Annotated in this window: 33 protein-coding genes; 25 read left to right on the top strand and 8 right to left on the bottom strand. The window is 72.2% G+C overall.

The window, feature by feature from the left end; genetic code table 11:
• Positions 1–24 precede the first annotated feature (24 nt).
• The 9 genes from BJY28_RS04760 (at position 25) to BJY28_RS04720 (ending at position 6,380) form a co-directional block, all read left to right on the top strand.
• Positions 25–642, top strand: a complete 618-nt coding sequence (locus BJY28_RS04760) for a DUF305 domain-containing protein (RefSeq protein ID WP_179461988.1) — start codon at positions 25–27, stop codon at positions 640–642.
• Between the two features lie 197 nt (positions 643–839).
• Positions 840–1,277: a DUF411 domain-containing protein gene (locus BJY28_RS04755; protein WP_179461987.1), complete on the top strand. Its 438-nt coding sequence runs from the start codon at positions 840–842 to the stop codon at positions 1,275–1,277.
• Positions 1,278–1,558: 281 nt separating this feature from the next.
• A complete protein-coding gene (locus tag BJY28_RS04750) occupies positions 1,559–1,789 on the top strand; it encodes a CopG family transcriptional regulator (protein ID WP_179461986.1) in 231 nt (76 codons plus the stop codon).
• Positions 1,786–2,211: a TA system VapC family ribonuclease toxin gene (locus tag BJY28_RS04745; RefSeq protein ID WP_179461985.1), complete on the top strand. Its 426-nt coding sequence runs from the start codon at positions 1,786–1,788 to the stop codon at positions 2,209–2,211. Before BJY28_RS04750 ends, BJY28_RS04745 begins: the two co-directional genes overlap by 4 nt.
• Positions 2,212–2,346: 135 nt before the next feature.
• Positions 2,347–3,138, top strand: coding sequence for an ArsR/SmtB family transcription factor (locus BJY28_RS04740; RefSeq protein WP_179461984.1), 792 nt, complete (start codon positions 2,347–2,349; stop codon positions 3,136–3,138).
• 35 nt (positions 3,139–3,173) lie between these two features.
• On the top strand, positions 3,174–3,683 hold the full coding sequence (locus tag BJY28_RS04735) for an SRPBCC family protein (RefSeq protein WP_179461983.1): 510 nt from the start codon (positions 3,174–3,176) through the stop codon (positions 3,681–3,683).
• 109 nt (positions 3,684–3,792) lie between these two features.
• On the top strand, positions 3,793–4,758 hold the full coding sequence (locus BJY28_RS04730; protein WP_179461982.1) for an ATP-binding cassette domain-containing protein: 966 nt from the start codon (positions 3,793–3,795) through the stop codon (positions 4,756–4,758).
• Entirely contained in the window at positions 4,758–5,588 is an 831-nt protein-coding gene (locus BJY28_RS04725) for an ABC transporter permease (RefSeq protein WP_179461981.1), read from the top strand. The genes BJY28_RS04730 and BJY28_RS04725 overlap by 1 nt, the downstream gene beginning before the upstream one ends.
• Before the next feature lie 12 nt (positions 5,589–5,600).
• The gene (locus BJY28_RS04720; protein ID WP_179461980.1) at positions 5,601–6,380 is read left to right on the top strand and encodes a MerR family transcriptional regulator; all 780 of its coding nucleotides are present in this window, start codon (positions 5,601–5,603) and stop codon (positions 6,378–6,380) included.
• A 27-nt stretch (positions 6,381–6,407) separates the two neighbouring features.
• Here the strand turns inward: BJY28_RS04720 and BJY28_RS04715 are convergent, their stop codons facing one another.
• A complete protein-coding gene (locus tag BJY28_RS04715) occupies positions 6,408–6,854 on the bottom strand; it encodes an SRPBCC family protein (protein WP_179461979.1) in 447 nt (148 codons plus the stop codon).
• Positions 6,854–7,249, bottom strand: coding sequence for an ArsR/SmtB family transcription factor (locus BJY28_RS04710; protein WP_179461978.1), 396 nt, complete (start codon positions 7,247–7,249; stop codon positions 6,854–6,856). Before BJY28_RS04710 ends, BJY28_RS04715 begins: the two co-directional genes overlap by 1 nt.
• Positions 7,250–7,415: 166 nt before the next feature.
• Here BJY28_RS04710 and BJY28_RS04705 point away from each other — a divergent pair, with 166 nt between their 5' ends.
• From BJY28_RS04705 to BJY28_RS04685, 5 genes are all read left to right on the top strand, one after another.
• Entirely contained in the window at positions 7,416–7,859 is a 444-nt protein-coding gene (locus BJY28_RS04705; protein ID WP_218875191.1) for a hypothetical protein, read from the top strand.
• A 170-nt stretch (positions 7,860–8,029) separates the two neighbouring features.
• Positions 8,030–9,271 (top strand): hypothetical protein, encoded by a 1,242-nt coding sequence (locus BJY28_RS04700; protein WP_179461977.1) that lies wholly within the window; start codon positions 8,030–8,032, stop codon positions 9,269–9,271.
• Positions 9,272–9,372: 101 nt separating this feature from the next.
• On the top strand, positions 9,373–10,416 hold the full coding sequence (locus BJY28_RS04695; RefSeq protein ID WP_179461976.1) for a WXG100 family type VII secretion target: 1,044 nt from the start codon (positions 9,373–9,375) through the stop codon (positions 10,414–10,416).
• 58 nt (positions 10,417–10,474) lie between these two features.
• Positions 10,475–11,494 (top strand): WD40 repeat domain-containing protein, encoded by a 1,020-nt coding sequence (locus BJY28_RS04690; RefSeq protein WP_179461975.1) that lies wholly within the window; start codon positions 10,475–10,477, stop codon positions 11,492–11,494.
• 17 nt (positions 11,495–11,511) lie between these two features.
• Entirely contained in the window at positions 11,512–12,090 is a 579-nt protein-coding gene (locus BJY28_RS04685; RefSeq protein WP_246313346.1) for a DUF4919 domain-containing protein, read from the top strand.
• Between the two features lie 15 nt (positions 12,091–12,105).
• Here BJY28_RS04685 and BJY28_RS04680 read toward each other — a convergent pair whose 3' ends face one another.
• Complete coding sequence (locus BJY28_RS04680) at positions 12,106–12,693, bottom strand: MmyB family transcriptional regulator (protein ID WP_218875188.1); 588 nt, start codon at positions 12,691–12,693, stop codon at positions 12,106–12,108.
• Positions 12,603–12,884 carry a helix-turn-helix domain-containing protein gene (locus tag BJY28_RS17010; protein WP_218875186.1) on the bottom strand — a complete coding sequence of 94 codons (282 nt, stop codon included), beginning with the start codon at positions 12,882–12,884 and terminating at the stop codon, positions 12,603–12,605. Before BJY28_RS17010 ends, BJY28_RS04680 begins: the two co-directional genes overlap by 91 nt.
• Before the next feature lie 115 nt (positions 12,885–12,999).
• Between BJY28_RS17010 and BJY28_RS04675 the strand changes: the two genes are divergently transcribed.
• From BJY28_RS04675 to BJY28_RS04660, 4 genes are all read left to right on the top strand, one after another.
• Positions 13,000–13,353: a nuclear transport factor 2 family protein gene (locus tag BJY28_RS04675; RefSeq protein WP_179461974.1), complete on the top strand. Its 354-nt coding sequence runs from the start codon at positions 13,000–13,002 to the stop codon at positions 13,351–13,353.
• Between the two features lie 72 nt (positions 13,354–13,425).
• Positions 13,426–14,322 (top strand): amidohydrolase family protein, encoded by an 897-nt coding sequence (locus tag BJY28_RS04670; RefSeq protein WP_179461973.1) that lies wholly within the window; start codon positions 13,426–13,428, stop codon positions 14,320–14,322.
• A 68-nt stretch (positions 14,323–14,390) separates the two neighbouring features.
• Positions 14,391–15,083: a hypothetical protein gene (locus BJY28_RS04665; protein ID WP_179461972.1), complete on the top strand. Its 693-nt coding sequence runs from the start codon at positions 14,391–14,393 to the stop codon at positions 15,081–15,083.
• Positions 15,080–15,520, top strand: coding sequence for a helix-turn-helix domain-containing protein (locus BJY28_RS04660; protein WP_179461971.1), 441 nt, complete (start codon positions 15,080–15,082; stop codon positions 15,518–15,520). The genes BJY28_RS04665 and BJY28_RS04660 overlap by 4 nt, the downstream gene beginning before the upstream one ends.
• 9 nt (positions 15,521–15,529) lie before the next feature.
• On the opposite strand, the gene solA is transcribed toward BJY28_RS04660, so the two are convergent.
• The gene (gene solA, locus BJY28_RS04655) at positions 15,530–16,669 is read right to left on the bottom strand and encodes an N-methyl-L-tryptophan oxidase (protein WP_179461970.1); all 1,140 of its coding nucleotides are present in this window, start codon (positions 16,667–16,669) and stop codon (positions 15,530–15,532) included.
• Positions 16,670–16,830: 161 nt separating this feature from the next.
• Here solA and BJY28_RS04650 point away from each other — a divergent pair, with 161 nt between their 5' ends.
• Entirely contained in the window at positions 16,831–18,036 is a 1,206-nt protein-coding gene (locus BJY28_RS04650; protein WP_179461969.1) for an NAD(P)/FAD-dependent oxidoreductase, read from the top strand.
• A 184-nt stretch (positions 18,037–18,220) separates the two neighbouring features.
• Here BJY28_RS04650 and BJY28_RS04645 read toward each other — a convergent pair whose 3' ends face one another.
• Positions 18,221–18,715, bottom strand: coding sequence for an alpha/beta fold hydrolase (locus tag BJY28_RS04645; protein WP_179461968.1), 495 nt, complete (start codon positions 18,713–18,715; stop codon positions 18,221–18,223).
• A gap of 130 nt (positions 18,716–18,845) precedes the next feature.
• On the opposite strand from BJY28_RS04645, the gene BJY28_RS04640 reads away from it, so the two are divergent.
• Both BJY28_RS04640 and BJY28_RS04635 read left to right on the top strand, forming a co-directional pair.
• Complete coding sequence (locus BJY28_RS04640) at positions 18,846–19,277, top strand: helix-turn-helix domain-containing protein (protein WP_179461967.1); 432 nt, start codon at positions 18,846–18,848, stop codon at positions 19,275–19,277.
• A gap of 45 nt (positions 19,278–19,322) precedes the next feature.
• Complete coding sequence (locus BJY28_RS04635; protein WP_179461966.1) at positions 19,323–19,901, top strand: PIN domain-containing protein; 579 nt, start codon at positions 19,323–19,325, stop codon at positions 19,899–19,901.
• Between the two features lie 13 nt (positions 19,902–19,914).
• Here the strand turns inward: BJY28_RS04635 and BJY28_RS04630 are convergent, their stop codons facing one another.
• A complete protein-coding gene (locus tag BJY28_RS04630) occupies positions 19,915–20,799 on the bottom strand; it encodes a helix-turn-helix transcriptional regulator (protein ID WP_218875692.1) in 885 nt (294 codons plus the stop codon).
• A 110-nt stretch (positions 20,800–20,909) separates the two neighbouring features.
• On the opposite strand from BJY28_RS04630, the gene BJY28_RS04625 reads away from it, so the two are divergent.
• The 4 genes from BJY28_RS04625 (at position 20,910) to BJY28_RS04610 (ending at position 24,405) form a co-directional block, all read left to right on the top strand.
• Entirely contained in the window at positions 20,910–21,959 is a 1,050-nt protein-coding gene (locus BJY28_RS04625; protein ID WP_179463945.1) for an alcohol dehydrogenase catalytic domain-containing protein, read from the top strand.
• A 121-nt stretch (positions 21,960–22,080) separates the two neighbouring features.
• Complete coding sequence (locus tag BJY28_RS04620; protein ID WP_179461964.1) at positions 22,081–22,962, top strand: aldo/keto reductase; 882 nt, start codon at positions 22,081–22,083, stop codon at positions 22,960–22,962.
• Between the two features lie 3 nt (positions 22,963–22,965).
• The gene (locus tag BJY28_RS04615; protein ID WP_179461963.1) at positions 22,966–23,364 is read left to right on the top strand and encodes a (R)-mandelonitrile lyase; all 399 of its coding nucleotides are present in this window, start codon (positions 22,966–22,968) and stop codon (positions 23,362–23,364) included.
• A gap of 48 nt (positions 23,365–23,412) precedes the next feature.
• On the top strand, positions 23,413–24,405 hold the full coding sequence (locus BJY28_RS04610) for a quinone oxidoreductase family protein (RefSeq protein WP_179461962.1): 993 nt from the start codon (positions 23,413–23,415) through the stop codon (positions 24,403–24,405).
• Between the two features lie 71 nt (positions 24,406–24,476).
• Here the strand turns inward: BJY28_RS04610 and BJY28_RS04605 are convergent, their stop codons facing one another.
• On the bottom strand, positions 24,477–25,259 hold the full coding sequence (locus BJY28_RS04605) for an aspartate/glutamate racemase family protein (protein WP_246313344.1): 783 nt from the start codon (positions 25,257–25,259) through the stop codon (positions 24,477–24,479).
• Positions 25,260–25,326: the final 67 nt, after the last annotated feature.

Below are 25,326 nucleotides of genomic sequence, written 5' to 3'. Positions count from 1 at the left end.
CAGACAAAGGAACTGCGATTTCGCATGCGCAAGAACACCATCACCAAGACATTGGCGACCGCCGCGGCAGCCACCCTCATCGTCAGTGGCTGCTCCCAAGGCAGTAGCAGCCACGACTCCCACGGCGGCAGCGAGAGCGGCAGTAGCCAGGCGTCGGCACAGTTCAACGAGGCCGACGTCACCTACGCCGAAGGCATGATCATGCATCACCAGCAGGCCGTGGAGATGTCCGACATCATCCTCGACAAGTCCGGGGTCAACCCCGACGTGGTGGAGATGGCCAAACAGATCAAGAAGGCCCAAGGGCCAGAGATCAAGGAGATGCAGACCTGGCTCAAGGACTGGGGTCAGGACGACTCGGGCCACGAGGGCCACGGTGGCGACTCCGGCTCCGGAGACGAGATGAGCCATGACGGCATGGTCAGCCCCGAGGACATCAAGAAGCTCAAGGCAGCCGACGGCGAACAAGCCTCCACGCTGTTCCTCGACCAGATGATCGAGCACCACCAAGGCGCCGTGAAGATGGCCAAGGACCACCGCCAGGACGGGGAGAACCCCGACGCGGTGGAGTTGTCCAAGAACGTCATCAGCGACCAGAACGCCGAGATCAAGGAGATGCGCACCATGCGCGCCTCGCTCTGACTTCTCCCAACGGGCCCGGCCGGATTCACGCCGGCCGGGCCCCTCAACACATCGGAGGGCCTGATCGCATGTTCACCAGTTCACGCACCCCCCAACAGATCAGCAGACGCACTCTCCTCCTGGCTGGCATCGGGTCGGCGTCCTTGCTGAGCGCCTGCGCGGATGATGGCCCGGCGCCCACCGCGAAAGAGACGTCGATGCCCGCGAAGGTCGCCGACTACGGAGTCGACCCGGCACAACTGGCGATGACCGTGTACAAGGATGCCTCCTGCGGGTGCTGCAGCGGATGGGTCGACCACGCCGAAGACAACGGGTTCACCATCACCACCGAGCACCCCGAAGCCCTCCACGAGGTCTGGGAACGCCATGACATCCCCTTGGACATGCAGTCCTGCCACCTGTCGCTCAACTCCGATGGAGAAGTCTTCGTCGGACACGTCCCGGCACGATTCGTCCTGAAGTACCTAGCCGACCCACCGCAGGGCGCACGCGGCCTGAGCGTGCCAGCCATGCCTGTCGGGACGCCAGGCATGGAGCAGGAAGCCGAGTTCGACCCTTATGAGGTCATGCTGCTCACCGACGGCGAACCAAAGGTCTTCGCCGATGTGAGGAAGGCATCACAACAGCGGGTCTGACACTTCCGACCGAAGGTGGCTCAGGAGGAAACAGTCAACGCCCCGCAACCACTCCTAGGTCGGGGTGGGCATGCCCACCAGGCAACCGTGATGGAGCCGAACGGCCGACGAAGTTGGGCAGGGCTGCGGAGGCCTACTTTGCACAGCCGTGCCATCAGGGGCGGTCTGTGCAAAGTGGGACGCGTGTCGTGGGCAATCTGCGCTGCTTCTCGACACTAGCGGCGCGAAACGGACGCATCATTGATGCGCTCGGCGGCGCATCGGTGATGTATCCTAGAGTCATGCGCACCACCGTCAACCTCACCCCCGACATCGAGGCGGAGGTGGCCCGGCTCCGTCGCGAGGAGGGGTTGGGCACGAGCGAGGCCGTCGTCGCGCTCGCTCGACGCGGGCTGAGGGCCGGCGGGGCCGAGAAGCGGTTCGTGCAGCGGACATCCCCGATTGGCGCCCGCGTCGACGTCTCGAACGTCGGTGAGGTGCTGGACCTCCTCGAGAACGACGGCGACGAGTGATCCTCGACGCCAACGTCCTGCTCTACGCCGTCGACGAGACGGCCCGAGGGCATGAGCGTGCCCGGGCTTTCCTCGAAGACCACCTCAACGGCGACGTGCGGATCGGGCTCCCTGCCCAGAGCCTGGGGGCCTTCCTGCGGATCAGCACCCATCCCCGGGTGATGCGTGAGCCGCTCGCCCCCGCGGCCGCCGTCAGCCACGTGGAGGACTGGCTCGCCGCTCCTGCGGCCTGGCTGCCGGACGTGACCGCCGCGACCTGGGCGATCCTCGGGCGGCTCGTGGCGGAGCACCAGGTCACCGGGAACCTCGTCCCGGACGCGCAGCTCGCCGCGCTGGCGATCCAGCATGGGGTGGCGGTGGTCAGCGCGGACAGTGACTTCGCGCGCTTCCCCGAGGTCACCTGGGTCAACCCCTTCGCCTGACCGCCGCAGCCCGCCGCACCTACGCCACCTCCGAGCCGCAGCGGCACCGGCCGCCAGCTCCCCCTCGCTCACCCGATCTCGCCTTCCCGTACCTCACCATTGACATAGGCAGGCATCTGCCTGCATATTGAAGCCATGGATCGGGACGACAGGTTCGACGAGGTCTTCAAGGCCCTGGCCGACCCCACGCGCCGCCGGCTGCTGGACGCCCTTCGTCGTGACGACGGGCAGACGGTCGGCCAGCTGTGCGCGGGTATCGACATGGCCCGCCAGTCGGTGACGCAGCACCTCGACCTGCTCGTCGCGGCGAACCTCGTCACCGTCGTCCGCCGCGGCCGCGAGCGCCGCAGCTACCTCAACCCCGAGCCGATCCACGCGATCCAGCGCCGCTGGATCCGCGAGTTCGACACCCCACGCCTCGACGCCCTCGCGGCGATCAAGGCTCGCGCCGAGGAGGCCGACATGCCCGAGCAGTTCCCCGACTTCGTCTACGTCACCTACATCAGCGCCAGCGTCGAGGCCGTCTGGTCCGCGCTCACCGACCCCGAGGCGACGCTCGCCTACTGGGGCGGCAAGGCGAACGTCTCCGACTACGAGGTCGGCGCCACGTGGACCCACCGCGAGGGCAGCCTCGACGGCGAGCACCACATCTGGGGGCGCATCCTCGAGGCCGACCCGCCGCGCCGCCTCGTGCACACCTTCCAGCCGGCGGCCCAGCCTCTCGACCAGCCGGGCTCGGTCGTCACCTTCGACCTCGTCCCGGCCGACGGCGTCGTCCAGCTCACCGTCACCCACACCGACCTGCCCGACCGCGCCACCTACGACGGCATCGCCGGCGGCTGGCCCACCGTGCTCGCCGCGCTCAAGACCTACCTCGAGACCGGCGACCGGCTCCCCGACGCCGCCTGGCGGCTCGCGCACGCCTGACCCCACCCGTCCCGACCGCCACCGCCGGAGGACCCATGAGCACGCACCTCACCCACGCAGCCACGAGCCGCCCGAGCTACAACACCACCTTCCACGCCCCGGTGACCCCGGAGCAGGCGCTCGCCGCCGCGGCCGAACCCCGCGCCTGGTGGGTCGCGATGATCGAGGGCTCCGCCGAAGGGGTCGGCGACCGCTTCGTCGTCGACGTCCCCGGCCTGCACCACGCCGAGCTCGTCGTCACCGCCGCCGAACCGGGGCGGCTCCTGGCCTGGACGGTCGAGCGCTCCGATCACGCGCACGAGATCGAGGACTGGGTCGGCACGGTGATCTCCTTCGCCATCACCCCCGCCGACGGGGGCAGCGAGATCACGGTCACCCACCACGGTCTGCACCCCGGGCTGGAGTGCCACGAGGTCTGCTCGACCGCGTGGGACCACCACCTCGACGTCGGCCTGCGCGCCCTGCTCACCGGCGGCGTCGCGGCGCCGATCACCCCCGAGAGCGTCGACGCGGTGGCCGACCGGGTGGGTGCCACGCGAGGCTGATCCTCCGGGCAGGAGCTCGGCCACGGGAGCTAGCCGAAGGAGTGCCGGACCGACCGTCCGCACGACCACGCTTGACCTTGACCCAGGGTCAACCCCGCACGCTCCTGTCATGAACCACCACGCCATCGAGATCTCACGCCTGCGCAAGGCCTATGGCGAGCACGAGGTGCTGAAGGGCATCGACCTCACCGTCTCGCCCGGATCCGTGCTCGCGCTGCTCGGTCCCAACGGGGCAGGCAAGACCACCATGGTCAACATCCTCTGCACGCTCCTACGACCCGACGACGGATCCGCCCACGTGCTCGGGCACGACGTCGTCGCGAACCCCGAGCAGGTGCGCGCCCTCATCGGGATGACCGGCCAGTTCTCCGCGCTCGACGACCTCTTCACCGGGCGCGAGAACCTCCGCCTCATGGCCGACCTGGCGCACCTCGGCCGCCGCGAGGCGGCAGCCAGGGTCGAGCAGATGCTCGACCGCTTCGACCTCGTCGAGGCCGCCGACCGCCCCGCCGCGACCTACTCCGGAGGCATGAAGCGGCGGCTCGACCTCGCCATGACCCTCGTCGGCAGACCGCGCCTGATCTTCCTCGACGAGCCCACCACCGGTCTCGACCCACGGAGCCGGCGCACCGTCTGGGAGCTCGTCCGGGACCAGGTCGACGAAGGGGTCACCGTCTTCCTCACCACCCAGTACCTCGAGGAGGCCGATCAGCTCGCCGACCAGGTCGCGGTGCTCGACGGCGGCCGGATCGTCGCCGACGGCACCACCGCCCAGCTGAAGCACCGAGCGCCCGGCGGGCGTCTCGAGCTGCGCCTCGACTCCGAGCGATCCCTGCGCCGCGCGATGACCGCGATCGGCGAGGCGGTGCACGCCGACGAGGCGACGCTGACCGTGACCGTCCCCTTCGACGGGCGCCCGGCCGAGCTGAGCGGGGTGCTCGGGCTTCTCGACCGCGCCGGGGCGGTCGTCGAGACCCTCGACACCCGCCCGCCCACGCTCGACGACGTCTTCTTCGCCCTGACCGGCCATGCCGCGTCACCGGCCGATCAGACCGTCGCCGAGGAGGTGGCCTGATGACCGCCGTCCACGCCTCGCCCCGCGGCCGGTCCGCGCTCCGCGACAGCCGCACGATGTCCCGCCGCGCCGTCCGCCGCCTGGTCCGCTACCCCTCGCTCACCATCATTGTGCTCGCGATGCCGCTGGTCTTCCTGCTCCTCTTCGTCTACGTCTTCGGAGGCACGATGGGAGCGGGGGCCACGGGTGCTGCGGGGCCGCCGAGCGGCGACGGTGCCGACGCTCGCGCCGACTACCTCGCCTACGTGGTGCCGGGCGTGCTGGCCATGACCCTGGCCAGCGTCGCCAGCTCGACGGCGATCTCGGTCTCCATGGACATGACCGCCGGCATCATCGCCCGCTTCAAGACCATGCCGATCGCCCGGGTCAGCATCCTGACCGGTCACGTCGTCGGTGCCATGATCCAGTCGGTGCTCGGCCTCGCCGTCCTGCTCGGGGTCGCCGTCCTCCTCGGCTACCGCCCGGAGGCGACGGCGGCCGGCTGGGTCGGCGCGCTCGCCCTGATGGCCATCTTCGCCTTCGCGCTGACCTGGCTGGCCGTGCTCCTCGGGCTCTCCGCCGACAGCGTCGAGACAGCCAGCAACACCCCGCTCATCCTCAGCCTGCTGCCCTTCATCGGCAGCGGCTTCGTCCCGACCGACACCATGCCCGCAGGGCTCCGGTGGGTCGCCGAGCACCAGCCCTTCACGCCGGTCATGGAGGCGCTCCGCTCCTTCCTCACCGGAGAGCCGGCAGGGTCCGACGGCTGGATCGCTCTGGCGTGGTGCCTCGTCATCGGGCTCGCCGGATACCTAGGCTCGAGGCGTCTGTACGACCGCGAGCCGGCGTGAGAGGAGGTCCACGTGCTCACCATCGGTGAGGTCGCCCAGCTGGCCGGGGTGACCGCGCGCGCCGTGCGGCACTACCACCAGCGCGGCCTGCTCGCGGAGCCGCCGCGGGACCGGTCCGGATACCGCCGCTACACCGCGGACGACGTGGTCGCCCTCATCCGGATCCGCACCCTGTCCGACGCGGGTGTGCCGCTGGCCAGGGTGAGCGAGCTGCTCGCCGCCGGGCCGGCCGACTTCGCCGTGGCCGTCGCCGAGCTCGATCGGGCGCTCGGCGACGAGGTCCGGGAGCTGCAGGGCAAGCGCGCCCGGGTCCGGGCCCTGGTCGCGAGCGAGTCCGTCGCCCTCCCCGAGGAGGTGGTGGCCTACCTCGACCGCCTGCGTGAGGCCGGGATGTCCGAGCGCATGATCCAGCTCGAGCGTGACGGCTGGATCATGCTCGCCGCGCACGCCCCCGAGCATGTGCCGGAGTGGATCGCGGCGAAGGACAAGCATCTCGACACCCCGGGCGCGATGGACTTCTACCGACGCTTCGGCGACGCCAGCGACTGGGATCGGGACGACCCCCGCCTGGTCGAGCTGGCCGACGATCTCGCTCAGGTCTTCAGCGAGGCCAGCGAAGGGGAGCGGGAGGAGTGGTTCGATCGAGGTGGCGAGGTCGTCGGGCCCCGGCTGGCCCACCTCCTCGACGAGCAGGCCCTCGACGCGGCGCCAGGGTGGCGTCACCTCAACGAGCTGATGGCCGAGCGTGGATGGTCCGGGTGGACCGCCGTGGTGAAGACGGATGACGGCTGAACGGTTGGCGGTTGGTGTTGGCGGCGCTCAGGTCGGGCCGTCGAGCAGCTCACCCAGGCGACGCATGATGTGGCTCCGCCAGCCGCCGTCCATGAAGGTCCGGGCCATCTGCTGGTTGGGGTCGTCGAGGTCGAAGCCGGCGTGCTCGACGAAGAGGCGGGTACCCGTGCCCTCGGCCCGCAGCGTCCAGGTCACCGTCGTCGCCATCCCCTCAGGGTCGGCGGCATCGGCCCAGCTGATCCGCAACCGCTCCTGAGGCGCGAGCTCGAGCACCTGGCAGGCGATCTCGCCGGAGAAGCCCGTCTGGGCGACCGGGCGGCTGCGGAAGGTGAACCGGTGCCCCACGACCGGCTCGAAGTCGTTCGGCATGAGCCACTGCGCCATGAGGTCGGGCGTCGTCAGTGCCCGCCAGAGACGCTCCGGCGGGTGGGGGAAGAACTGGTCCACCTCGATCCGGGTCAGGTCGTCACTCATCAGCTGTCCGTCCCTTCGTCCGTGTGCTCGTCGTGCGTGTGCGTGTGCTCGTGCGTCGGCTGGTCGTCCAAGCTGTCCAGGACGCCGCCGAGAGCGGTCAGCCGCTCGCGCCAGAAGCGTTCGTACGGGGTGAGCCAGTCGATCAGCTCGGCCATCGGCTCACCGGTCACGCGATAGATGCGCTGCCGTCCCTCGTGGCGCTCGTCGACGAGCCCCGCTTCGCGCAGCGCCCGCAGGTGCTCGGAGACGCTCGGGCGGGCCATGTCGAAGCGCCCGGCGAGCTCGCCCGCGGTGTGCTCGCCGCGCAGCAGCGCGTCGAGGATGTCGCGGCGGGTGGGGTTGGCGAGGGCGCCGAACACCTCGTCCAGCGGTCCGCTCTTCAGTCGGCGTGGCATGCCCACATGATGCGTAGGAATAAACCTACGCGTCAAGAGGGGCGGACGTCGAAGTCGCCGCAGCCCCGACCGCACGCACGGCCGACGTCGGCTTGCCGGACCAGAAGCACGCTTGACCTCGAGTCCGCTTGACCTCGAGTCCGCTTGACCTCCTAGCGTCCCCGCCATGGAGCGAGAGATGCAGCCGCCCGAGCACCAACCCATCGGCTTCTGGACCGCGCGTGCGGCCGAGGCCATCAGCGAGCGCATCCGGTCGCGCCTCGCCGAGGTCGGGGTGGCGCAGGCGGAGTGGTGGGTGCTGCACCAGCTCTCCCTGCACGCAGATGGCCTGGACGAGCGGCGCATGCTGGAGACGATCGGTCCCAACGACACCGAGCAGGTCGCCCGCGACGCCCTCGAGGCGTGCCTGGCGAAGGGGTGGGCTCGCCGCCAGGGCTCGACGATCCACCCGACAGACGCAGGAAGCGCGCACTTCCGCGAGGCGGCCCGCGTGCAGCGGGAGTTGGGGCAGGAGCGCGGCGTCGGGATCAGTCGCGAGGACTACATCACGACGATCACCCCCCTCCAGCAGGTCATCCGCAACGTCGGGGGCGACGCCTGGCACTGGTGAGGCGTCCCGCCGCGCTGCGTCTCGGGTCCCGGCGGCCGCGCACGGCCGGTGATCTCATGGCCCCTCCGCCGAGCGGCAGCGCGAGTCGACGCACGTCTGTAGCGTTCTGGGCAGCGGGCGGCCGACCAGGCCTACGAACCGGCCCGCTATCAAGGTCGAAGGGGCGCGGTGTGGACGACGAGATCCAGCTCATCAGCGACGGTGAGGGCCTGGCCGTCATCGGTGACGATCGAGCGGTCGAGCGATTCCTCGCCGCCGAGGGCCTGCCGTCCGAGAACCTGGGACTGCCAAGGTTGAGCCAGACCATGGCGGCGGGTGCGGGCGCGACTCAGGCCGCGGCCAGCATCTCGGCCAACTCGGGCCGGTGGGTCAAGCTGACCAAGGAGTCGGCCGAGACGGTTCGGAAGTACGGGCTGCGCCAGAACGCCACCAGCGGCGTCAGCACCGGCGTGGTAAAGGGGTCGAAGGGGCAGATCAAGGGCTTCGTCGAGTTCAGCAAGGGCGGGCTCCTCACGAACCCGGCGGCCCTGGCCGGTGCAGCCGGACTCATGGCTCAGCTGGCGATGCAGCAGACGATGAACGAGATCACCGACTACCTCGACGTGATCGACGAGAAGGTCGACGCGGTCCTGCGCGCCCAGAAGGATGCGGCCGTGGCCGACATGGTCGGCGTCGACTTCGTCATCGAGGAGGCGCTGACGATCCGCCGGGAGACGGGTCGCGTCTCTGATGTCACGTGGTCGAAGGTGCAGGCTGCAGCGCTTCCGATCGCTCGCACGCAGGCGTATGCCCTGCGCCAGATCGACGCCATCGCCGAGCGCGTCGAGAGCAAGCAGAAGATCGGCGACCTGGCCGAGGTCAGTGAGCAGGCTGCCGCCGAGACGCACGAGTGGTTGGCTGTCCTCGCGCGCTGCTTCCAGCTCCAGGACGCGATCGGTCTCCTCGAGCTCGACCGGGTGCTCGACTCTGCTCCCGAAGAGCTGGATCAGCATCGACAAGGGGTTCGCGCCGCGCGACAGAACCGACGGGACGTCATCGTGCGCAGCACCCAGCGACTCATCGAGCGTCTCGACGCGGCCGCTGAGCGAGCGAACTCCAAGGTTCTCACCAGCCCGTCGAGCTCCGGTGTCGTCGTCCGGTCGAGCAACGCTGTCGCGAGCGACCTCGGCGACTTCCACCGGCGCCTGGGCATCGAGCGCGACCGCGACGCCCTGGAAGCTCGTCGCTGGCGAGCGGCGGCGGGTGAGGTTCGCGATCGAGCGGTGGCGTCCGGGGCGAGCGGCTTCGACGCCGCGAGGCAGCGGGGAAGCGCGGGCTTCGATCGGGCGCGTGGCATGGGTGGGCGGATCTCGGGCGAGGTGTCCAGCCGCGTGCCCCGTCGGCGCCGATCGAGCGAGCCTGAGGACGGCTGACCTCACGCCAGCACCTACGGCGGGGAGTGCTCCCCATCGTCCAGGCGACACCACTGTCCTAGGCTGGCGCGCAACCGTGATGCAGAGCAGGGGAGTTCTTCATGGGAGTGGTGAGCGAGGGCGCCGACCCGGACCGCCTCCGCGACGTGAGTGGCCGGCTGGGGGCCGACGCCGATCGCCTGGACCAGGTGGGCGAGGACGGCAGCGCGCTGCTCGGCGTGCTCGTTGAGAACTGGACCGGACCAGACCTGGAGCACTTCAGCGCGAGCTGGCCGGGCGCGCGGCAGGCGATCGCCCAGGCCACCGAGACCCTTCGCTCGATGTCGGGACAGCTGGAGCGCGACGCCGCCGACCAGGAGCGGGCCAGCGAGGCGGGGGGCGGAGGGGCGGGAGCCGGCTCGTCGTCACGGCCGTCCAGCGGTGGGCCCGGGCCGGGCGGCGGTTACGCCAGCGGCGACCCCCACTGGACGGAGCCCGACGACGAGGTCTACGGCGAGCTGGACCCGGAGATCGAGGCGGCGTGGGACGAGATGACCCCCGAAGAGCAGGACGCCGTGCTCGACGCGATCATCCGCGAACAGGCCGCTCGCTACGGCATCGATCCCCCGGACATCACCTACGACTCCTCCATGTCGAGCAACGAGTTCGGCGTGTGGCGAGACGGACCGCGCGAGCTCGTGCTGAACCCAGACCTGCTCGACGATCCTCAGATGGCGATCAACACGATCGTCCACGAGATGCGGCACGCGGGTCAGCACGAGATGATCCGGGACGCCAACCCCAGCCTCATCGAGCGCATCCTCGGCACAGATCCGGAGTACATCGACGGTGAGGGCTCTCCCGAGGACGTCGAGGCCTGGGATGAGAACTTCGACGACTATCAGTCGGAGGACAACGGTGACACCTTCGAGGAGTACTGGGAGCAGCCGGTCGAGGTCGACGCCCGACAGGCAGGACGTGACTACGTCGACGACCTCACGCCCGAGGATCTCGAGGACCTGGTCGAGGATGCCGAGTCGCAGCCGGAGCCCAGTGACGGTCCGACCCAGGCTCCAGGAGAGCCCGGCCCTCCCGGCACCGAGCCCGAGGATCCCGAGCCGTCACCGAGCCCTGGTCCGGCCCCGACCCCCTCGCCGACCTCGTGACGAGTCCGGCGGTGGGTGAGAGGGTGGCAGGGACGTGCCGGACAGAAGGGAGCACCACATGCGGATCGACCGCCGTGCCCTGCTCGGGCTGCTCCCGTCGTCGCTCGCCGTCGGCCTCGTCGCATGCGGCAGCGAGGACGGCGACGGCAGCGACGACGGCACCGGGGACGCCGCGGTGAACCGGCGCCCTCCTGCCTCTGGGCTGCGCGACGACCGTCACCTCGTGGTCGCCGACCAGAGGGTCATGGCGCTCGTCGACGGCGGGGTGGGCGTGTGGGTGCTGGCCACCGGGGAGCACGAGCGCACCATCGGCGCCGAGGTGACCGGCGGACTGAGCCGCTCCGCCGGGTCCGGCCGCCTCGCGGTCGGGAGCACGAAGGGGAAGATCCTCGTGCTCGACGAGAGCAAGGGCGACGTCGTCGCCACCCTGACCGGACACGAGGCCGTCGAGGGCGCCATCGAGGCGCTCTGCCTCACCCCCGACGGGACGATGCTCGCCAGCGCTGGCGGAGACGGCACGGTCCGTCTCTGGTCGGTGGCCGACGGCACCTCCGACGTGCTCGACGTCGAGGGCACGATGCCCCGCGCCCTGGCCCTCACCCCCGACGGGGGACATCTCGCCGTCGCCGGCCTCGACGCGCCCGTCCAGGTGGTCTCGCTCGACGACCTCTCCGTGCGCACGATCAAGGAGAGCCCGCCGCAGGGCGTGTCGCTGGCCGTCGATCCCCAGGGCACCACGCTGGTGACCACGACCGCCGATCCGCCGTCGCCGGGGAAGGTCGTGCGGGTCGAGACCTCCTCGTGGACGACGACGGACCTGGTGAGCGACGTCAGCCCGGTCGCGCTCGCGGTCAGCCCCGACGGGAGCACCCTCGCAGTGGGCGACAGCGGGGCCGACGCGCTCATCCTCGTCCCCCTGTCCGGGGGCGACCGGGTCACCGTCCCCGGCGACGAGACCCCCCGCGGGATCGCCTGGTCCGACGACGGGCAGCTGCTCGTCACGGCCGGCGCCGACACCGGGATCGTCGTGCGGAAGGCCGCCACCGGCGAGGAGCTGCGACGCATCGACGTCGCCTGACCATGAACGAGGACGCGATGACCAGCGCCACAGGGCCCCGCGCCGGCATGCCGACGAGCCTGCGCGAGGCCGTCGAGCGCTACACCGCCGACCCCACGCCCGGGCAGCTCGCGAGTCTCCGGGCGGTGGTGGCGTCCCAGCCCACCTTCGACCCCGGGCTCGAGCTGCGCCTGGACGTGCAGGACCGGCTGGACGCCGGTGAGGCGGCAGCGGTCGTGGCGGAGGTCCGGGCTCAGATGCCCGGTGCCTTCCTCAGCCCGTCGGCGCACGCCGCGCTCGCGGCGGCGCACGAGAGGCTCGGTCACGAGCGGATCAGTCAGCGTGAGGCTCGGCTGGCCCGGCTCGCGGTGACCAGCGTCCTCGCCGCGGGCGTCGGCACCAGGGAGGCGCCCTGGCCGGTGCTGCGGGTCGCCGACGAGTACGACGTCCTGGCGGCGCAGGGTCTCACCTCGCTCCGCCAGCAGCTGGTTCGTGAGGGCGGCCGTCTCCTCGATGGGCACGACGTCGGCGACGAGCGGCGTGTCTGGTTCGTCCTCACCCGGGGCAGCGTGGACCAGCACTGGGGACACGAGACCGCCGACGACCCGACGGTCTGACGGCGCGGGGTCTGCTCAGCCCGAGAGCGCCGCGCGGGTCGCTTCGTCGGCGGGGACGAAGGTCTCCAGGTGCAGCCCGTCGAGGGTGACGTCCTGCGGGTTCTCGATCCGGGTCGCCACGCTGAAGAGGCGCAGCAGCCCGCCGGCCTCCAGCTCCAGCAGCACCACCGGGTCGGGCCGCGGCGGCGGGCCCTGCCCCGCGCCGGGGGAGAGCGCCTCGGCCTCCTCCCGCAGCGCCAGCAGCCCCGGGTCCCCGCCGCTGCGCACGATCCGCTCGTCCAGCTGTCCCCGCAGGTGGGCCCGCCACGTCGGCAGGTTGCGGATGCGCGGGGCGAGCCCGCCGGGGTGCAGGCAGAGCCGGATGACGTTCAGCGGGGGCTCGAGCAGCTCCGGGGCGCAGCCGACGAGCAGCCCGTCGACCGCGGCGTTGGCGTCGACGACGTCCCAGTGGTCGTCCAGCAGCAGCGCCGGGAAGGGGGCGTGCGCGTCCAGCAGCCGGCGCAGCCCGTCCATCACCGAGGCGAGCTCCGGCCCGTCGGCCGGCCGCTGCGGGTAGCGCGGCACGAACCCGCCGCCGAGCAGCAGCGCGTTCTGCTCGGCCATCGGCACCTCGAGCACTCGGCGAGCCGCACGATCATCGCTGACGTCGGTCGGGATCGCCCGGTCTCGACGTAGCTGAGGTGGCGGGTGCTCACCTCGGCCCGCCCGGCCAGCGCGAGCTGGCTCAGCGCCCGCTGCTCCCGCCATCGGCGCAGCTCCGCCCCCACCGGCGGGGGCGAGATCGTCGTGCTCATGCCCCGAGGCTAGGACCGTCGCGTGCCGGCCGCCATGACCTCGGAGGTCATCGACGCCCGCCCCCGTCCGCCGCCAGTCTCGTCGGCGTCCGACACCACGAGAAGGAGGCTCACCATGAGCGACATCGTCACCACCTACCTCGCCACCTGGAACGCCACCGACGAGGCGACCCGCGCCGATCTGCTGCAGCGGCACTGGTCGCCGGACTGCCTCTACGTCGACCCGATGGCCCGGGCCACCGGTCGCGAGCAGGTCGGCGCCACCGTCGGCGCCGTGCACCAGCAGTTCCCCGGCTTCGTCCTCAGCCAGGTCGGCGAGGCCGACACCCACGCCGAGCAGACCCGCTTCCGCTGGGGTCTCGGTCCGGCCGGCGAGGAGCCGGTCGTCATCGGCTTCGACGTGCTCGTCACCGACGGCGACGAGACCATCCGCGAGGTGCGCGGCTTCCTCGACCAGGTGCCCGCCTGACCGACGTCGAAGGGGGGATCGCGGCCGGGTCCGTCAGCGGCCCGGCCGCGCCGCTCTGCCAGACTCGAGCCGGTGAGCACGGCCGCCCCCACCACCGACGCCGAGGTCCCCGCCTACCTGCGTGCCCTGGGGCTGCCCGGGCTGGCGGACATCCACATCCACTTCATGCCGCAGCCGGTCCTGGCGAAGGTGTGGGACTACTTCGACGCCGCCGAGACGCACTACGGGCTGGCCTGGCCGATCACCTACCGGACCAGCGAGGAGCAGCGGCTGGCGACCCTGCGCGAGCTCGGTGTCCGCGCGGTCCCGGCGCTCAGCTACGCGCACAAGCCGGGCATGGCCGCCTGGCTCAACGACTGGTGCGCCGACTTCGCCGACCGGGTGCCCGAGGCGCTGCACTGCGCCACCCTCTACCCCGAGGACGGGGTCACCGGCTACGTCGCCGACGCGCTGGCCGCCGGCGCCCGGCTGTGGAAGGTGCACGTCACCGTCGGCGACTTCGCCCCCGACGACCCGCGGCTCGACGACGCCTGGCGGCTCATCGACGAGGCCGGCACCCCGGTCGTGCTGCACGCCGGGTCGGGTCCGGTCCCGGGCACCCACAGCGGTCCCGAGGCGGTCTCCCGGCTGCTGCGGCGCCACCCCCGCCTGCCGCTGGTCATCGCCCACCTCGGGATGCCCGAGTACGCCGCCTTCCTCGATCTCGCCGAGCGCCACGAGCGGGTGCACCTGGACACGACGATGGTCGGCACCGACTTCATCGCCCAGCTCGACCCGCTGCCCGAGGACGCCGTCCGACGGATGGGCGAGCTCGCCGACCGGATCGTGCTCGGCTCGGATTTCCCGAACATCCCCTACCCCTACGCCCACCAGCTCGAGGCGCTGCACCGGCTCGACCTCGGCGAGGACTGGCTGCGGCGGGTGCTGTGGCACAACGGTGCCCGGCTCATGGGGCTGCCGGGCGACTGAGCCCGGCGAGCGCCGCAGGCGAGGCCTCTCTTCCTCCATGGGCATATCAGAAGCGATATGATCGGCAGGTGACCACCCTCGACGACGTGCTGGCCTCGGCGGCCCGCCTGCAGACCCTGGTCCCCGATGCCGTCCTCGTCGGCGGCTCGGCGGCGGCGCTCTACGCCGGGCACCGCGAGTCCTTCGACCACGACCACGTGCTCACCGATCTGGCCGAGCGGTACGCCCAGGTGGTCGAGGCGGTCGAGGCCAGCGAAGGGTGGGTGACCAGCGTCCGGGCGAGCTCGCCACCGCTCACCCTCCTGGGGTCGTTGGACGGCATCGAGGCCGGCCTGCGTCAGCTGCGTCGGACCCGTCCGCTGGAGGTGACCCGGGTCGTCCTGCCGGACGACGCCGGTCAGGTCGCCGTGCCGACCCTGCCGGAGATGCTCCGGGTCAAGGCGTACCTGGTGGTGCAGCGCAACGTCGTGCGTGACTACCTGGACACCGTCGCCCTCGCGGACCGGATCGGCCACCTGGACGCCCTGCCGACGCTCGTCGAGATCGACGACTACTACGCGGACCGTTCCGAGGAGGACGGCTCGGTCCTCACCGCGCTCGTGCAGCGCCTCAGCCAGCCCGAGCCGCGCGACACCACCGTCACCCGTCAGCTCGACCGCTACCGCGGGCTGGCCGCCAGGTGGCACGACTGGTCGAGCGTCGTGGCGGCCTGCCACCGGATCGCCGACGGTCTGCTGCACGTCGTCGAGGACCAGCCGTGACCACGGCGTTCCGCCACGTCGACGTCGACCCTGCTTCCCCGGTCGGCAGCTGGCCCTACGAGGCGCTCGTCGCCTGCATCGAGCGTGGCGGCGTCCGTGACTGGGCGCGGCTGACCACGGCCATCGCCGAGGAGCCGTGGGGGGACGTCGCGCGCCAGGTCGAGCTGATCGTCGCCGACGTCCGGCCCTACGGGGTGGGGCCGCTGCTGCAGCGGGCGATCGAGCGGTCACGCGACGAGGCGCGACGCCACGAGGGGGAGGTGGTCGCGAGCGAGGTGGCCGCCCTGGTGCGCCGCTCCGGGATGTCCCTGGCCGCGCTGGCGGCACGCCTCGGCACGTCGGGCTCGCGGTTGTCCACGTACCGCTCTGGTCAGGTCGTGCCCTCGGCCACCTTCATGGTGCGGCTGCGCGAGACGGTGGCGCGCCTCGACGAGTGAGCCGTCTGCTCAGACCAGCGCCGCCCGCCGAGGGTCGAAGAGGTCGATCGGGTGCGCGGTGGCCCCGTCGATCGCCAGGTCGGCGAGGATCTCGCCGACCACCGGCACGAACTTGAAGCCGTGCCCGGAGAAGCCGCAGGCGACGACCACCCGCGGGTGCTCCGGGTGCGGGGCGATGACGAAGTGCTGGTCCGGGGTGGTCGAGTACATGCAGGTCGCCGCGCGCAGCACCGGCCCGTCCAGGCCCGGCAGCAGCCGCTGCACCCGCTCGCGCATCGCCTCGCGCTCGGCCTCGCTGACCGACCGGTCGATGCTCTCGGGGTCGCAGGTGCTCCCCTTCCGGAAGAAGGCCACCTTCGCCCCGCCGTCCGGGCCGTCGATCGCCGGGAATCCGTAGATCTGCTCGCCGACCTCGGTCTCGCTGACGTACACCGGCCCGTCGACCATCGGCCCGGTCCCCGCGCTCGCCCCGATCCAGTACATGACCTGACGCTCGATCGTCACCGGCACGTCGAGGTCGGCGAGCAGCCGCGGCGCCCACGCGCCCGGGGCGACCACCAGCCGGTCGGCGACGTAGGTCCCCGCGTCGGTGACCACGGTGACGTGGTCGCCGTCGTCACGCCAGGAGCGCACCGTCTCGCCGAAGCGCAGCTCAGCGCCGTGCGCCGCGGCCCGGGCCAGGTGCGCCCGCACCGTCGCCTCCGGCCGGGCGTAGCCCCCCTTCTCCTCCACCAGGGCGAGGTGGTCGGCCGGAGGGGCGAAGGCGGGGAAGCGCCGGGTCAGCTCGGCGGCGCTGAGCACCTCGTGCGGCAGGTCCCACTGCCGGGAGGCGAGCAGCGACCCGGCGAAGGTCTGGCTGGTCTCCGGCCCGACGTAGACCCCGCCGGTGAGCCGGTGCACCGGCTCGCCGTCCTCGTCGAGCTGCTCCCACAGCTCGTAGGCCCGCAGCAGCAGCGGCACGTAGGCGGGATCCTCGAAGTAGGACTGCCGGATCACCCGGCTGCCGCCGTGGCTCGAGCCCTGGTCGTGCGCCGGGGTGAAGCGTTCGAGGCCGAGCACCCGCTGGCCCCGCGCCGCGAGGTGGGCGGCCGCGGCCGACCCCATCCCGCCGAGACCGATGACGATGACGTCGTGGCCGAGCTGACCCATGGCGACTTCCTTCCGCCGTCGGCGCCGTGGTCCGCGCCGGGTGGCGGCCAGCCTGGGACGCCGCCCTCGCGCTGTCAAGAGCAGCTGCGCCGCGGCCGGTACCGCCCACCGGAGGGCCTGCCCGTGCGAGGCTGGGACGTACCCGACCGAGGAGAGCACCCATGAGCGACCCGGCCCGCTACGACCACGTCATCGTCGGTGGAGGTGTCGCCGCGGCGGGTGCCGTGCAGGGCATCCGGGCCGTCTCCACGGACGCGACCATCGCTGTGCTCGGGGCCGAGCCGGACGAGCCGGTCTACCGCCCGGACCTCTCCAAGAAGCTGTGGCTCGAGGACGACGCCGCGCTCGACGGCTCGACCCTGCTCGAGGCGGACCCGGCGCTCGAGGTGCGCACCGGCACCGAGGTGACCGCGATCGACGCCGGCGCCCACGAGGTCACCCTCGCCGACGGCTCCCGGGTCGGCTACCGCCGGCTGCTGCTCGCCACCGGCGCCGAGCCCCGCACCCTGGGGCTCGCGCCCGGGCCGCGGGTCGTCTACTACCGCACCGCCGCCGACTACCGGGCGCTGGCCGAGGTCGCCACCGCCGGCAGCCACGTCATCGTCGTCGGCGGCGGCTACATCGGCTCCGAGATGGCCTCGGCCCTGGCCCAGCAGGACGTCCGGTTGACGATGGTCCTCGACGAGCAGCTCGTGATGGCGGCGACCTTCCCTGAGCAGCTGGCCCGCCGGGTCACCGAGACCTTCACCGAGCGCGGGGTGCAGGTCGTGCACGGGACGGTCGCCGACGGACAGGTGAGCGGGTCCGGCATCACGGTGCGCCTGGAGGACGGCAGCGAGCACAGCGCGGACGCGATGGTCGTCGGCATCGGCGTCACGCCTCGGACCGGGTTGGGCGAGGCCGCCGGGCTGGAGGTGGACGACGGGATCGTGGTCGACGACCACCTGCGCACCAGCGCCGCGGACGTCTTCGCCGCCGGTGACGTGGCCCGCTACCCGGATCCGCTGCTGGGCCGGCGGCGGGTCGAGCACGTCGACCATGCGGAGAAGTCCGGCGAGGCCGCCGGCCGTGCCATGGCCGGTGAAGACAGCGCCTACGAGACCACGCCGATCTTCTGGTCCGACCTCTTCGACGACGGCTACGAGGCGATCGGCGAGGTCAGCGCCGGCCTGGAGACCGTCGTCGACGCCGCCGCCGACGACCTGTCCGCGGCGGTCGTCTACTACCTCGACGGTGGTCGCGTGCGCGGCGTGCTGCTGTGGAACGTCTGGGACAGCACCCCCGCCGCGCGTGACCTCATCGCCGAGACCGCCGAGCAGCCGGTCACCGACCCGGCCTCCCTGCGCGGCCGCATCCCCATCGGCTGACGCGCGTCTGCCCGGGCACGCTCTCGCCCCCTTCCGCAACTGCCCGGGCAATTCACGCCTCCCTCCGCAACTGCCCGGGCAAATCACGCCTCCCTCCGCAACTGCCCGGGCAATTCACGCCTCCCTCCGCAACTGCCCGGGCAGTTGCGGCCGGGGCGTCACATGGGCGTGGGGTCGCCGCAGCTCAGCGAAGGGTGTCGGCGACCGCCTCGATCGCGGGACCCTCGAGCTGGTGCCCGCCGCTGGGATGCCGGGTCACCGCCGCACCGGGCAGGCGGGAGGCCAGCAGGTCCAGGTGCTCCGGCGGCACCTCGGTGTCGTCGAGGCAGTGGTGCAGCGCCACCCGGGCACCGACGTCGTCCGGGACACGCTCGGGCAGCGCGTAGTCGGCGACGTCCCAGCCGTCCGGTCCCCAGTCCGGTGCCGCCAGCGCGATCACCCGGCGTCCGCCGAGCATCCCCTCGGCGGCCATCCGCAGCAGCGTCGAGCCGCCGAAGGAGTGCCCCACCACCGCGGTCACGTCGTCGACGAGATGGTCGGCGACCACCATCGCCCAGGCGGCATGGCGCATGTCGGTGGGCATCGCCGGCATCCGCACCCGGTCACGGCCGCGGAGCACCGCGACCATCGACTGGTCGTCCTCGTAGCCGTCGGCACCATGGACGAAGAGGGTCGTCATCTCGATCACGCTACGCGATCCATGTTGCAGATATATGTGCAACTGCCCTATGGTGGCGGTCTGTCGGGCGGAGCTCACGCACATCGAGCCCGGCGACCCAAGGACTTCAGCCGACCAGAGAGTGGTGACCATGGCCGCACGCGTCGACTCGACGAATCGCGTCATCACCAGCGAGAGCGATGCTCACGTCGCTCGCGAGGTGCTCGACGAGCTGCAAGGGCCGGACGGGGTGCTGCGGGTCGAGCACGCCGGCCGGGTCGCCGAGCCGATCCCCCCCGAGGTCGGCCGCGTGCTCCAGCAGGTGCTCGACGTCATGGCGCACGGAGGGACGGTGACGATCTCCTCGACCCCGGCCGAGCTCACCACCTCGTCGGCTGCGGCGATCCTCGGAATCTCGCGTCCTACGCTGCTGAAGATGGCGCGTGCCGACGAGATCCCGTCGCACCAGGTGGGGACGCACACCCGCTTCCGGGCCGAGGACGTCCACGCCGAGCGGCGTGCCCGCCGTGAGCGCGAGCGTGCAGCCTTCGCCGAGCTGCGCTCCCTGGAGGACGAAGACTGACCTGCGCCAACCCTGCAGGCGGCGGTGGCGCCCTAGGCTGCCGTCATGCGGGGGGTGCTTCGGGTCTTCGTCGATGCCAACGTCCTGTACTCCCGCACCCAGCGGGACTGGCTGGCCCTGATCTACCTGCAGGGTGAGCAGTCGCCCTACGAGGTCTACTGGTCCGAGGATGTGCTGGCCGAGGTGGCCTACCACCTGCGGCGTCGGCACCCGCTCTGGTCCGGCAGGAAGATCGCGACGCTCCGTGATCGCATCGCCGGCACCTTCGAGGTCGGCCGGGTGACCGATTTCGAGGTTGTCGCCGTCGACGGCGTGACCGACGAGCACGACCTGCATGTGCACGCGGCCGCGGTGAGCTGCTCCGCCGACATCGTGCTCACCAACAACGTTCGCGACTTCGTCGGTGTCGAGGACTACGACGTCCTGACCCCGGACGAGCTGTTCGTCCTGGTCGACGACTCGGCCCCGGACGCGGTCGCGGCGGCGGCGGCGGCAGAGCAGGCTGACTACTGGGGTCGGCGGGGCACCGCCGATCTTGCGGAGTCCCTGGTCGACGCGGGATGGCCCGGCTTCGCCGAGCGGGTGCAGGGGCACCTCCGGTGGATGGCCCTCTCCGGGCAGTGAAGGGGCCTAGCCACTACTCCTGCGGCTCGGTCACGGCAGCCTCCTGCGTGGCCACCCACGACGCCAGCAGCCGCAGCCCGTCGTGCGCGGGGGTGCCCACCGCGGCGGTGTAGACGTTCAGCGCCAGGCCCGGCTCCGAGGGCAGCTCCATCGCCTCGAAGTCGAGGTCGAGCTGGCCGACCGCCGGGTGCCGCAGCCGCTTCACCCCGCTGCGGTGGTAGCGCACGTCCTGGCTGGCCCAGCGCTCGCGGAAGACCTGGCTGCGGGTGGAGAGCTCGCCGACCAGCGCGATGAGCTCCTGGTCGTGCGGGTTGCGCCCCGCCTCCAGCCGCAGCATCGCCGCGGCGTCGCAGGCCACCCGGTCGTAGTCGACGAAGAGCTCCTGCGCCGCCTCCGGGTGCAGGTAGACGAAGCGGGTGGTGTTCGCCGGGCGCCGCGGCTCGGTGTCGAAGACCGGGGCGTACAGCGCCCGCGCCAGCGGGTTCATCGCCAGCACGTCGTGTCGCCCGTTGCGCACCCAGGCCGGCGCGTCGCTGATCGCGTCGACGACCTGCTGCACCGCCGGTCGCACCGTGGCCTCCGGTGCCTTGCGCCGCCGCCGCTGCGCCGACCCCGCCCCGGACTCGCGGGCCAGCGCGTAGAGGTGGTCCCGCTCGGCCTCCTCCAGCCGCAGCGCGTTCGCCAGCGCGTCCAGCACGCTCTCCGAGGCGCCGGCGAGGCTGCCGCGCTCCATCCGCACGTAGTAGTCCACCGAGACCCCGGCGAGCATCGCCACCTCCTCGCGGCGCAGCCCCTTGACCCGACGGTTCCCGCCGTAGGCCGGCAGCCCGGCCTCCTCGGGGGTGATCCGGTCCCGCCGGGTGCGCAGGAAGTCCCGGATCTCGGCGCGCAGGTCCATCGAGCTCATCCCCCCACGGTAGGGGCGCGGCGCCGGCCGAAGGGGGTACTGCTGATACCCCGACCGTCCGCACCTCCCGCGCGTCCGCGGGATGCGGTTGCATGGACGACATGCGAGCCACCTACATGTACGCCGTCGGCGACGTCCGCGTCACCGACGCTCCCGACCCGACCATCCAGCAGCCCACCGACGCCATCGTGCGCACGACTCGCGCCTGCGTCTGCGGCAGCGACCTGCACCCCTACCACTCGATGCCGGCCTCCGAGGACGGCGCGGCCATGGGCCACGAGATCCTCGGCGTCGTCGAGGAGGTCGGGTCGGAGGTACGCACCGTCTCGCCCGGCGACCTGGTGATCGCCCCCTTCGCCCTCTCCTGCGGAGTCTGCGAGTTCTGCCGCGCCGGTCTGCAGACCTCGTGCGTGCGCGGAGGCTTCTGGGGCGACCCCGGCTTCGGCACCGCCGGCACCCAGGCCGAGGCCGCCCGCGTCCCGCTCGCCGACGGCAGCCTGGTGCCCGTCCCGGGCGTCGGCGCCGACGCCGACGAGGCCCTGCTGAACTCGCTGCTCACCCTCACCGACGTCTACGGCACCGGCTGGCACGCCGCCCACATGGCGAAGGTGGGCCCGGGCAGCACCGTGACCGTCATCGGCGACGGCGCGGTCGGCCTGCTCGCCGTGCTCTCGGCCAAGCAGCTGGGCGCCGAGCGGATCATCCTCATGGGCCGCCACCAGGTCCGCACCGACCTCGGCCGCGACTTCGGCGCCACCGACGTCGTCGCCGAGCGTGGCGAGGAGGGCATCGCCGCCGTCCGTGAGCTCACCGACGGCGGCAGCCAGGTCGTCCTCGAGGCGGTCGGCCACATGCCGGCCTACGAGCAGTCCGTCGGCATCGTCCGCCCCGGCGGCGTCATCAGCCGGGTCGGCGTCCCGCAGTACGAGGAGGCCCCGGTCGGCTTCGGCAGCCTCTTCGGCGGCAACATCACCCTCACCGGCGGCCCGGCCCCGGTGCGCGCCTACACCGAGCAGCTGCTCCCGGCCGTCCTCGACGGGACCGTCGACCCCGGCCGCGTCTTCGACCGGACCGTGGGCCTGGAGGAGACCGCCGAGGCGTACCGCCTCATGGACGACCGCGAGGCGCTGAAGGTGGCCCTCCGCCCCTGACGTCGTCCGCCCCCGCGTCGGTGCCTGCCGACGCACCGACCCCCGTCGGCGCGGCCGGTCCCCCTGCCGCCGCGCCGGCGGGTCCTTGACCACGCAGCATCACCAGCAGAAGGAGAACCCCATGGACACCTTCACCCTCAACAACGGCGTCACCATGCCGGTCCTCGGCTTCGGCGTCTTCCAGACCCCGGCCGAGGAGACCCGGCAGGCCGTGGCCGCCGCGCTGGAGGCCGGCTACCGGCACATCGACACCGCCGCCGCGTACGGCAACGAGCGGGAGGTCGGCGAGGCGATCGCCGCCTCCGGCATCCCGCGCGAGGAGATCTTCGTCGAGACCAAGATCTGGATCAGCGACTACGGCTACGACGAGACCCTGCACGCCTTCGACAAGGCGGCCGGCAAGCTCGGCCTCGACGTCATCGACCTGCTGATCCTGCACCAGCCGCTCACCCAGCCCACCTTCCAGGCGAGCATCGACGCCTACCGGGCGCTGGAGACGCTGCTGGAGCAGGGCAAGGTCCGCGCCATCGGCGTCAGCAACTTCATGCCCGACCAGCTCGACCAGCTGCTGGCCGCGACCAGCGTCGTGCCCGCCGTCAACCAGATCGAGTCGCACCCCTACTTCCGGCAGCCGGAGCTCATCGCCGCCGACGCCGAGCACGGCATCCTCACCCAGGCCTGGTCCCCGATCGGCGGAATCACCTTCTACCGCGACGGTCAGACCGGCTCCACCCTGGAGGACCCGGTGATCACCGACATCGCCGAGAAGCACGGCGCCACCCCGGCCCAGGTCATGCTCCGCTGGCACGTCCAGGAGGGTCGCCAGGTCATCCCCAAGTCGGTGACCCCCTCGCGGATCCAGGAGAACATCGACATCTTCGGCGTCACGCTGAGCGAGGACGAGCTGCGGGCCATCGACGCCCTGGAGACCGGCCAGCGCGGCGGCCCCGAGCCGGGGTCGATGACCTTGGAGCAGTACGGCATGCCGATCCCGGAGGCCTGAGCCGTGGAGATCATCGAGACGCCGCCGACGACGAAGAACCCGCCGGAGCAGTTCACCGGAGACGTCTGGCTCGACCCGATCGCCTCGCCCCGCGAGGAGGGGCAGCGGATGGTCGTGGCGAAGGTGCGGTTCGCCCCCGGCGCCCGCACGGCCTGGCACAGCCACGCCCGCGGCCAGACCCTGCACGTCACCCAGGGGGTCGCCTGGGTGCAGTCCCGCGGCCAGGAGAAGGTCGAGGCCCGCGCGGGTCAGACCCTCTACTGCCCGCCGGACGAGGAGCACTGGCACGGGGCCTCGCCGGACAGCTTCATGGAGCACCTGGCGATGCTGGACATGGCCGACGACCCGGCCGCCTCGACGACCTGGCTGGAGCACGTCACCGACGAGGAGTACCTCGCCTGAGGCGACGCCGGCACCCGTGACCCGCCCACGACCCCGAAGGAGACCGACATGACCGGCACGATGAGCGCCCTCGTCACCGGAGGCGGCCCCACCTGGACGCTGACCGAGGTGCCCGCGCCCACCCCCGGCCCCGGCGAGGTGCTGGTGCGCGCGGCCGCGGTCGCCGTCAACAACGCCGACCTCGGCATCATCGACGGTGCCGACCCCGGCGCCGGCGGCAGCGGCGAGCAGGCGGTGGCCGGGTTCGAGGTCGCCGGCGAGGTGGTCGCGCTCGGCGAAGGTGTCGACCAGGTCGCCGTCGGCGACCAGGTGATGGCCTCGACCGGTGCGGCCTTCGCCGAGCTGGTGCTCGTCGACCAGCGCTACGTCATGCCGCGCCCGGACGGGCTGGCCCCCGAGGTCGGCTGCGCCCTGCCGACCGGGCTGCTCACCGAGCACGGCGCGCTCGCCGCCGCCGGGCTGGAGTCAGGCCTCGACGGCCGCAGCGTGCTGATCACCGGCGCCTCCACGGCGATCGGGCTGATCGGGGTGCAGGTGGTCCGCGCGCTCGGCGCGGGGCAGGTCATCGGCACCACCCGCAGCGACGACAAGGCCGACCTGCTCCGTGAGGTGGGCGTGGACACCGTCGTCGTCACCAGCGAGCAGGAGCTCACCGAGGCGGTGCTCGCGGCCACCGAGGGTCGCGGGGTCGACCTCGTGCTCGACCACGTCGCCGGGCAGACCTTCGCCGACTGCCTGCCGGCCACCGCCGAGGACGGCCAGGTGGTCAACATCGGCCGGGTCGGCGGTCCCGCCTCGACGATCGACATCGACGCGCTCTCCTTCCGCCACCTCACCGTGCACGGGGTGTCCTTCGGTGCCCGGGAGGACGAGATGGCCCGGGTCATCGCCGGGGTGCGCGAGCACCTGCTGCCCGCCGTCGCCGACGGGCGGATCCGGCCGGTGGTCGCCGAGACCGTGTCGTGGGGCGAGCACGAGCGCGTGGTGCAGCTGATGCGCGACGGCAGCGCCCGCGGCAAGCTCGTGCTCACCCTCGGCTGAGCCGCAGCCGCCCATGCCTGGGCCCGGCCCGGAGCCGGGCCCAGGCCGAGCCAGGTCCTGGACCCAGCGGCTCAGGCCTGGCCGAGCGCCCGGGCCGCCAGCTCGTGCGCGTGCACCTCGGCGCTGTCGATGACCGGGAGCGGGCTGACGTCCGGGCCGACCAGCAGGCCGATCTCGGTGCAGGCCAGCACGACCGCCTCCGCGCCCGCCGCGGCCAGGTCGTCGATCACCCGCAGGTAGCGCTCCCGGGACTCCTCGCGGATCGTGCCGTGGGTCAGCTCGTCGAAGATGATCCGGTCGACGTCGGCGCGGGCCTCGGGCCCCGGCACCACCGCCGCCACGCCGTGCTCGGCCAGCCGGTCGGCGTAGAAGGGCTGCGACATCACCCCGTCGGTGCCCAGGATGCCCAGGGTGCTCCAGCCCTCGCGCCGGGCGGCGGCCGCGACCGCGTCGCCGATGTGCACCAGCGGCACCGACAGCGCCTGCTCCACCTGCGGCGCGACCCGGTGCATGAGGTTGGTGCAGATCGCCACGACGTCGGCGCCGCTGTCCTGGCAGCGCACCGCGGCACCGGCGATGAGGCCACCGGCCCGGTCCCAGTCCTGGGCGATCTGGCACTCCCGGATCTCGGCGAAGTCCAGGCTCTCCAGGACCACCTTCGCCGAGCTGTGCCCGCCCCGCGCGGCCGCGACCTGCTCGTTGACGATGCGGTAGTAGGTCGCGGTCGAGTGCCAGCTCATCCCGCCCACGAGCCCGAGGGTCTGCAGCGGGCTCCCCGCAGGAGACCCGTCGGCCTCGGCCGCTCGGGTGTCAGGAGACGGTGCGGACGCGGTCGGTGCGCTCGTGGTCGGCATGGCCCCAGTCTGCCCCGGCGCCCGGTCGTGTGCCGGCAGCACAACCAGCGACGGTGATCGTGTGCGG

This window comes from Janibacter alkaliphilus, from assembly GCF_013408565.1.
Taxonomy (GTDB): Bacteria; Actinomycetota; Actinomycetes; order Actinomycetales; family Dermatophilaceae; genus Janibacter; species Janibacter alkaliphilus.
The sequence above is the reverse complement of the archived record's forward strand: the minus strand, read 5'-3'. Positions and strand labels throughout refer to the sequence as shown.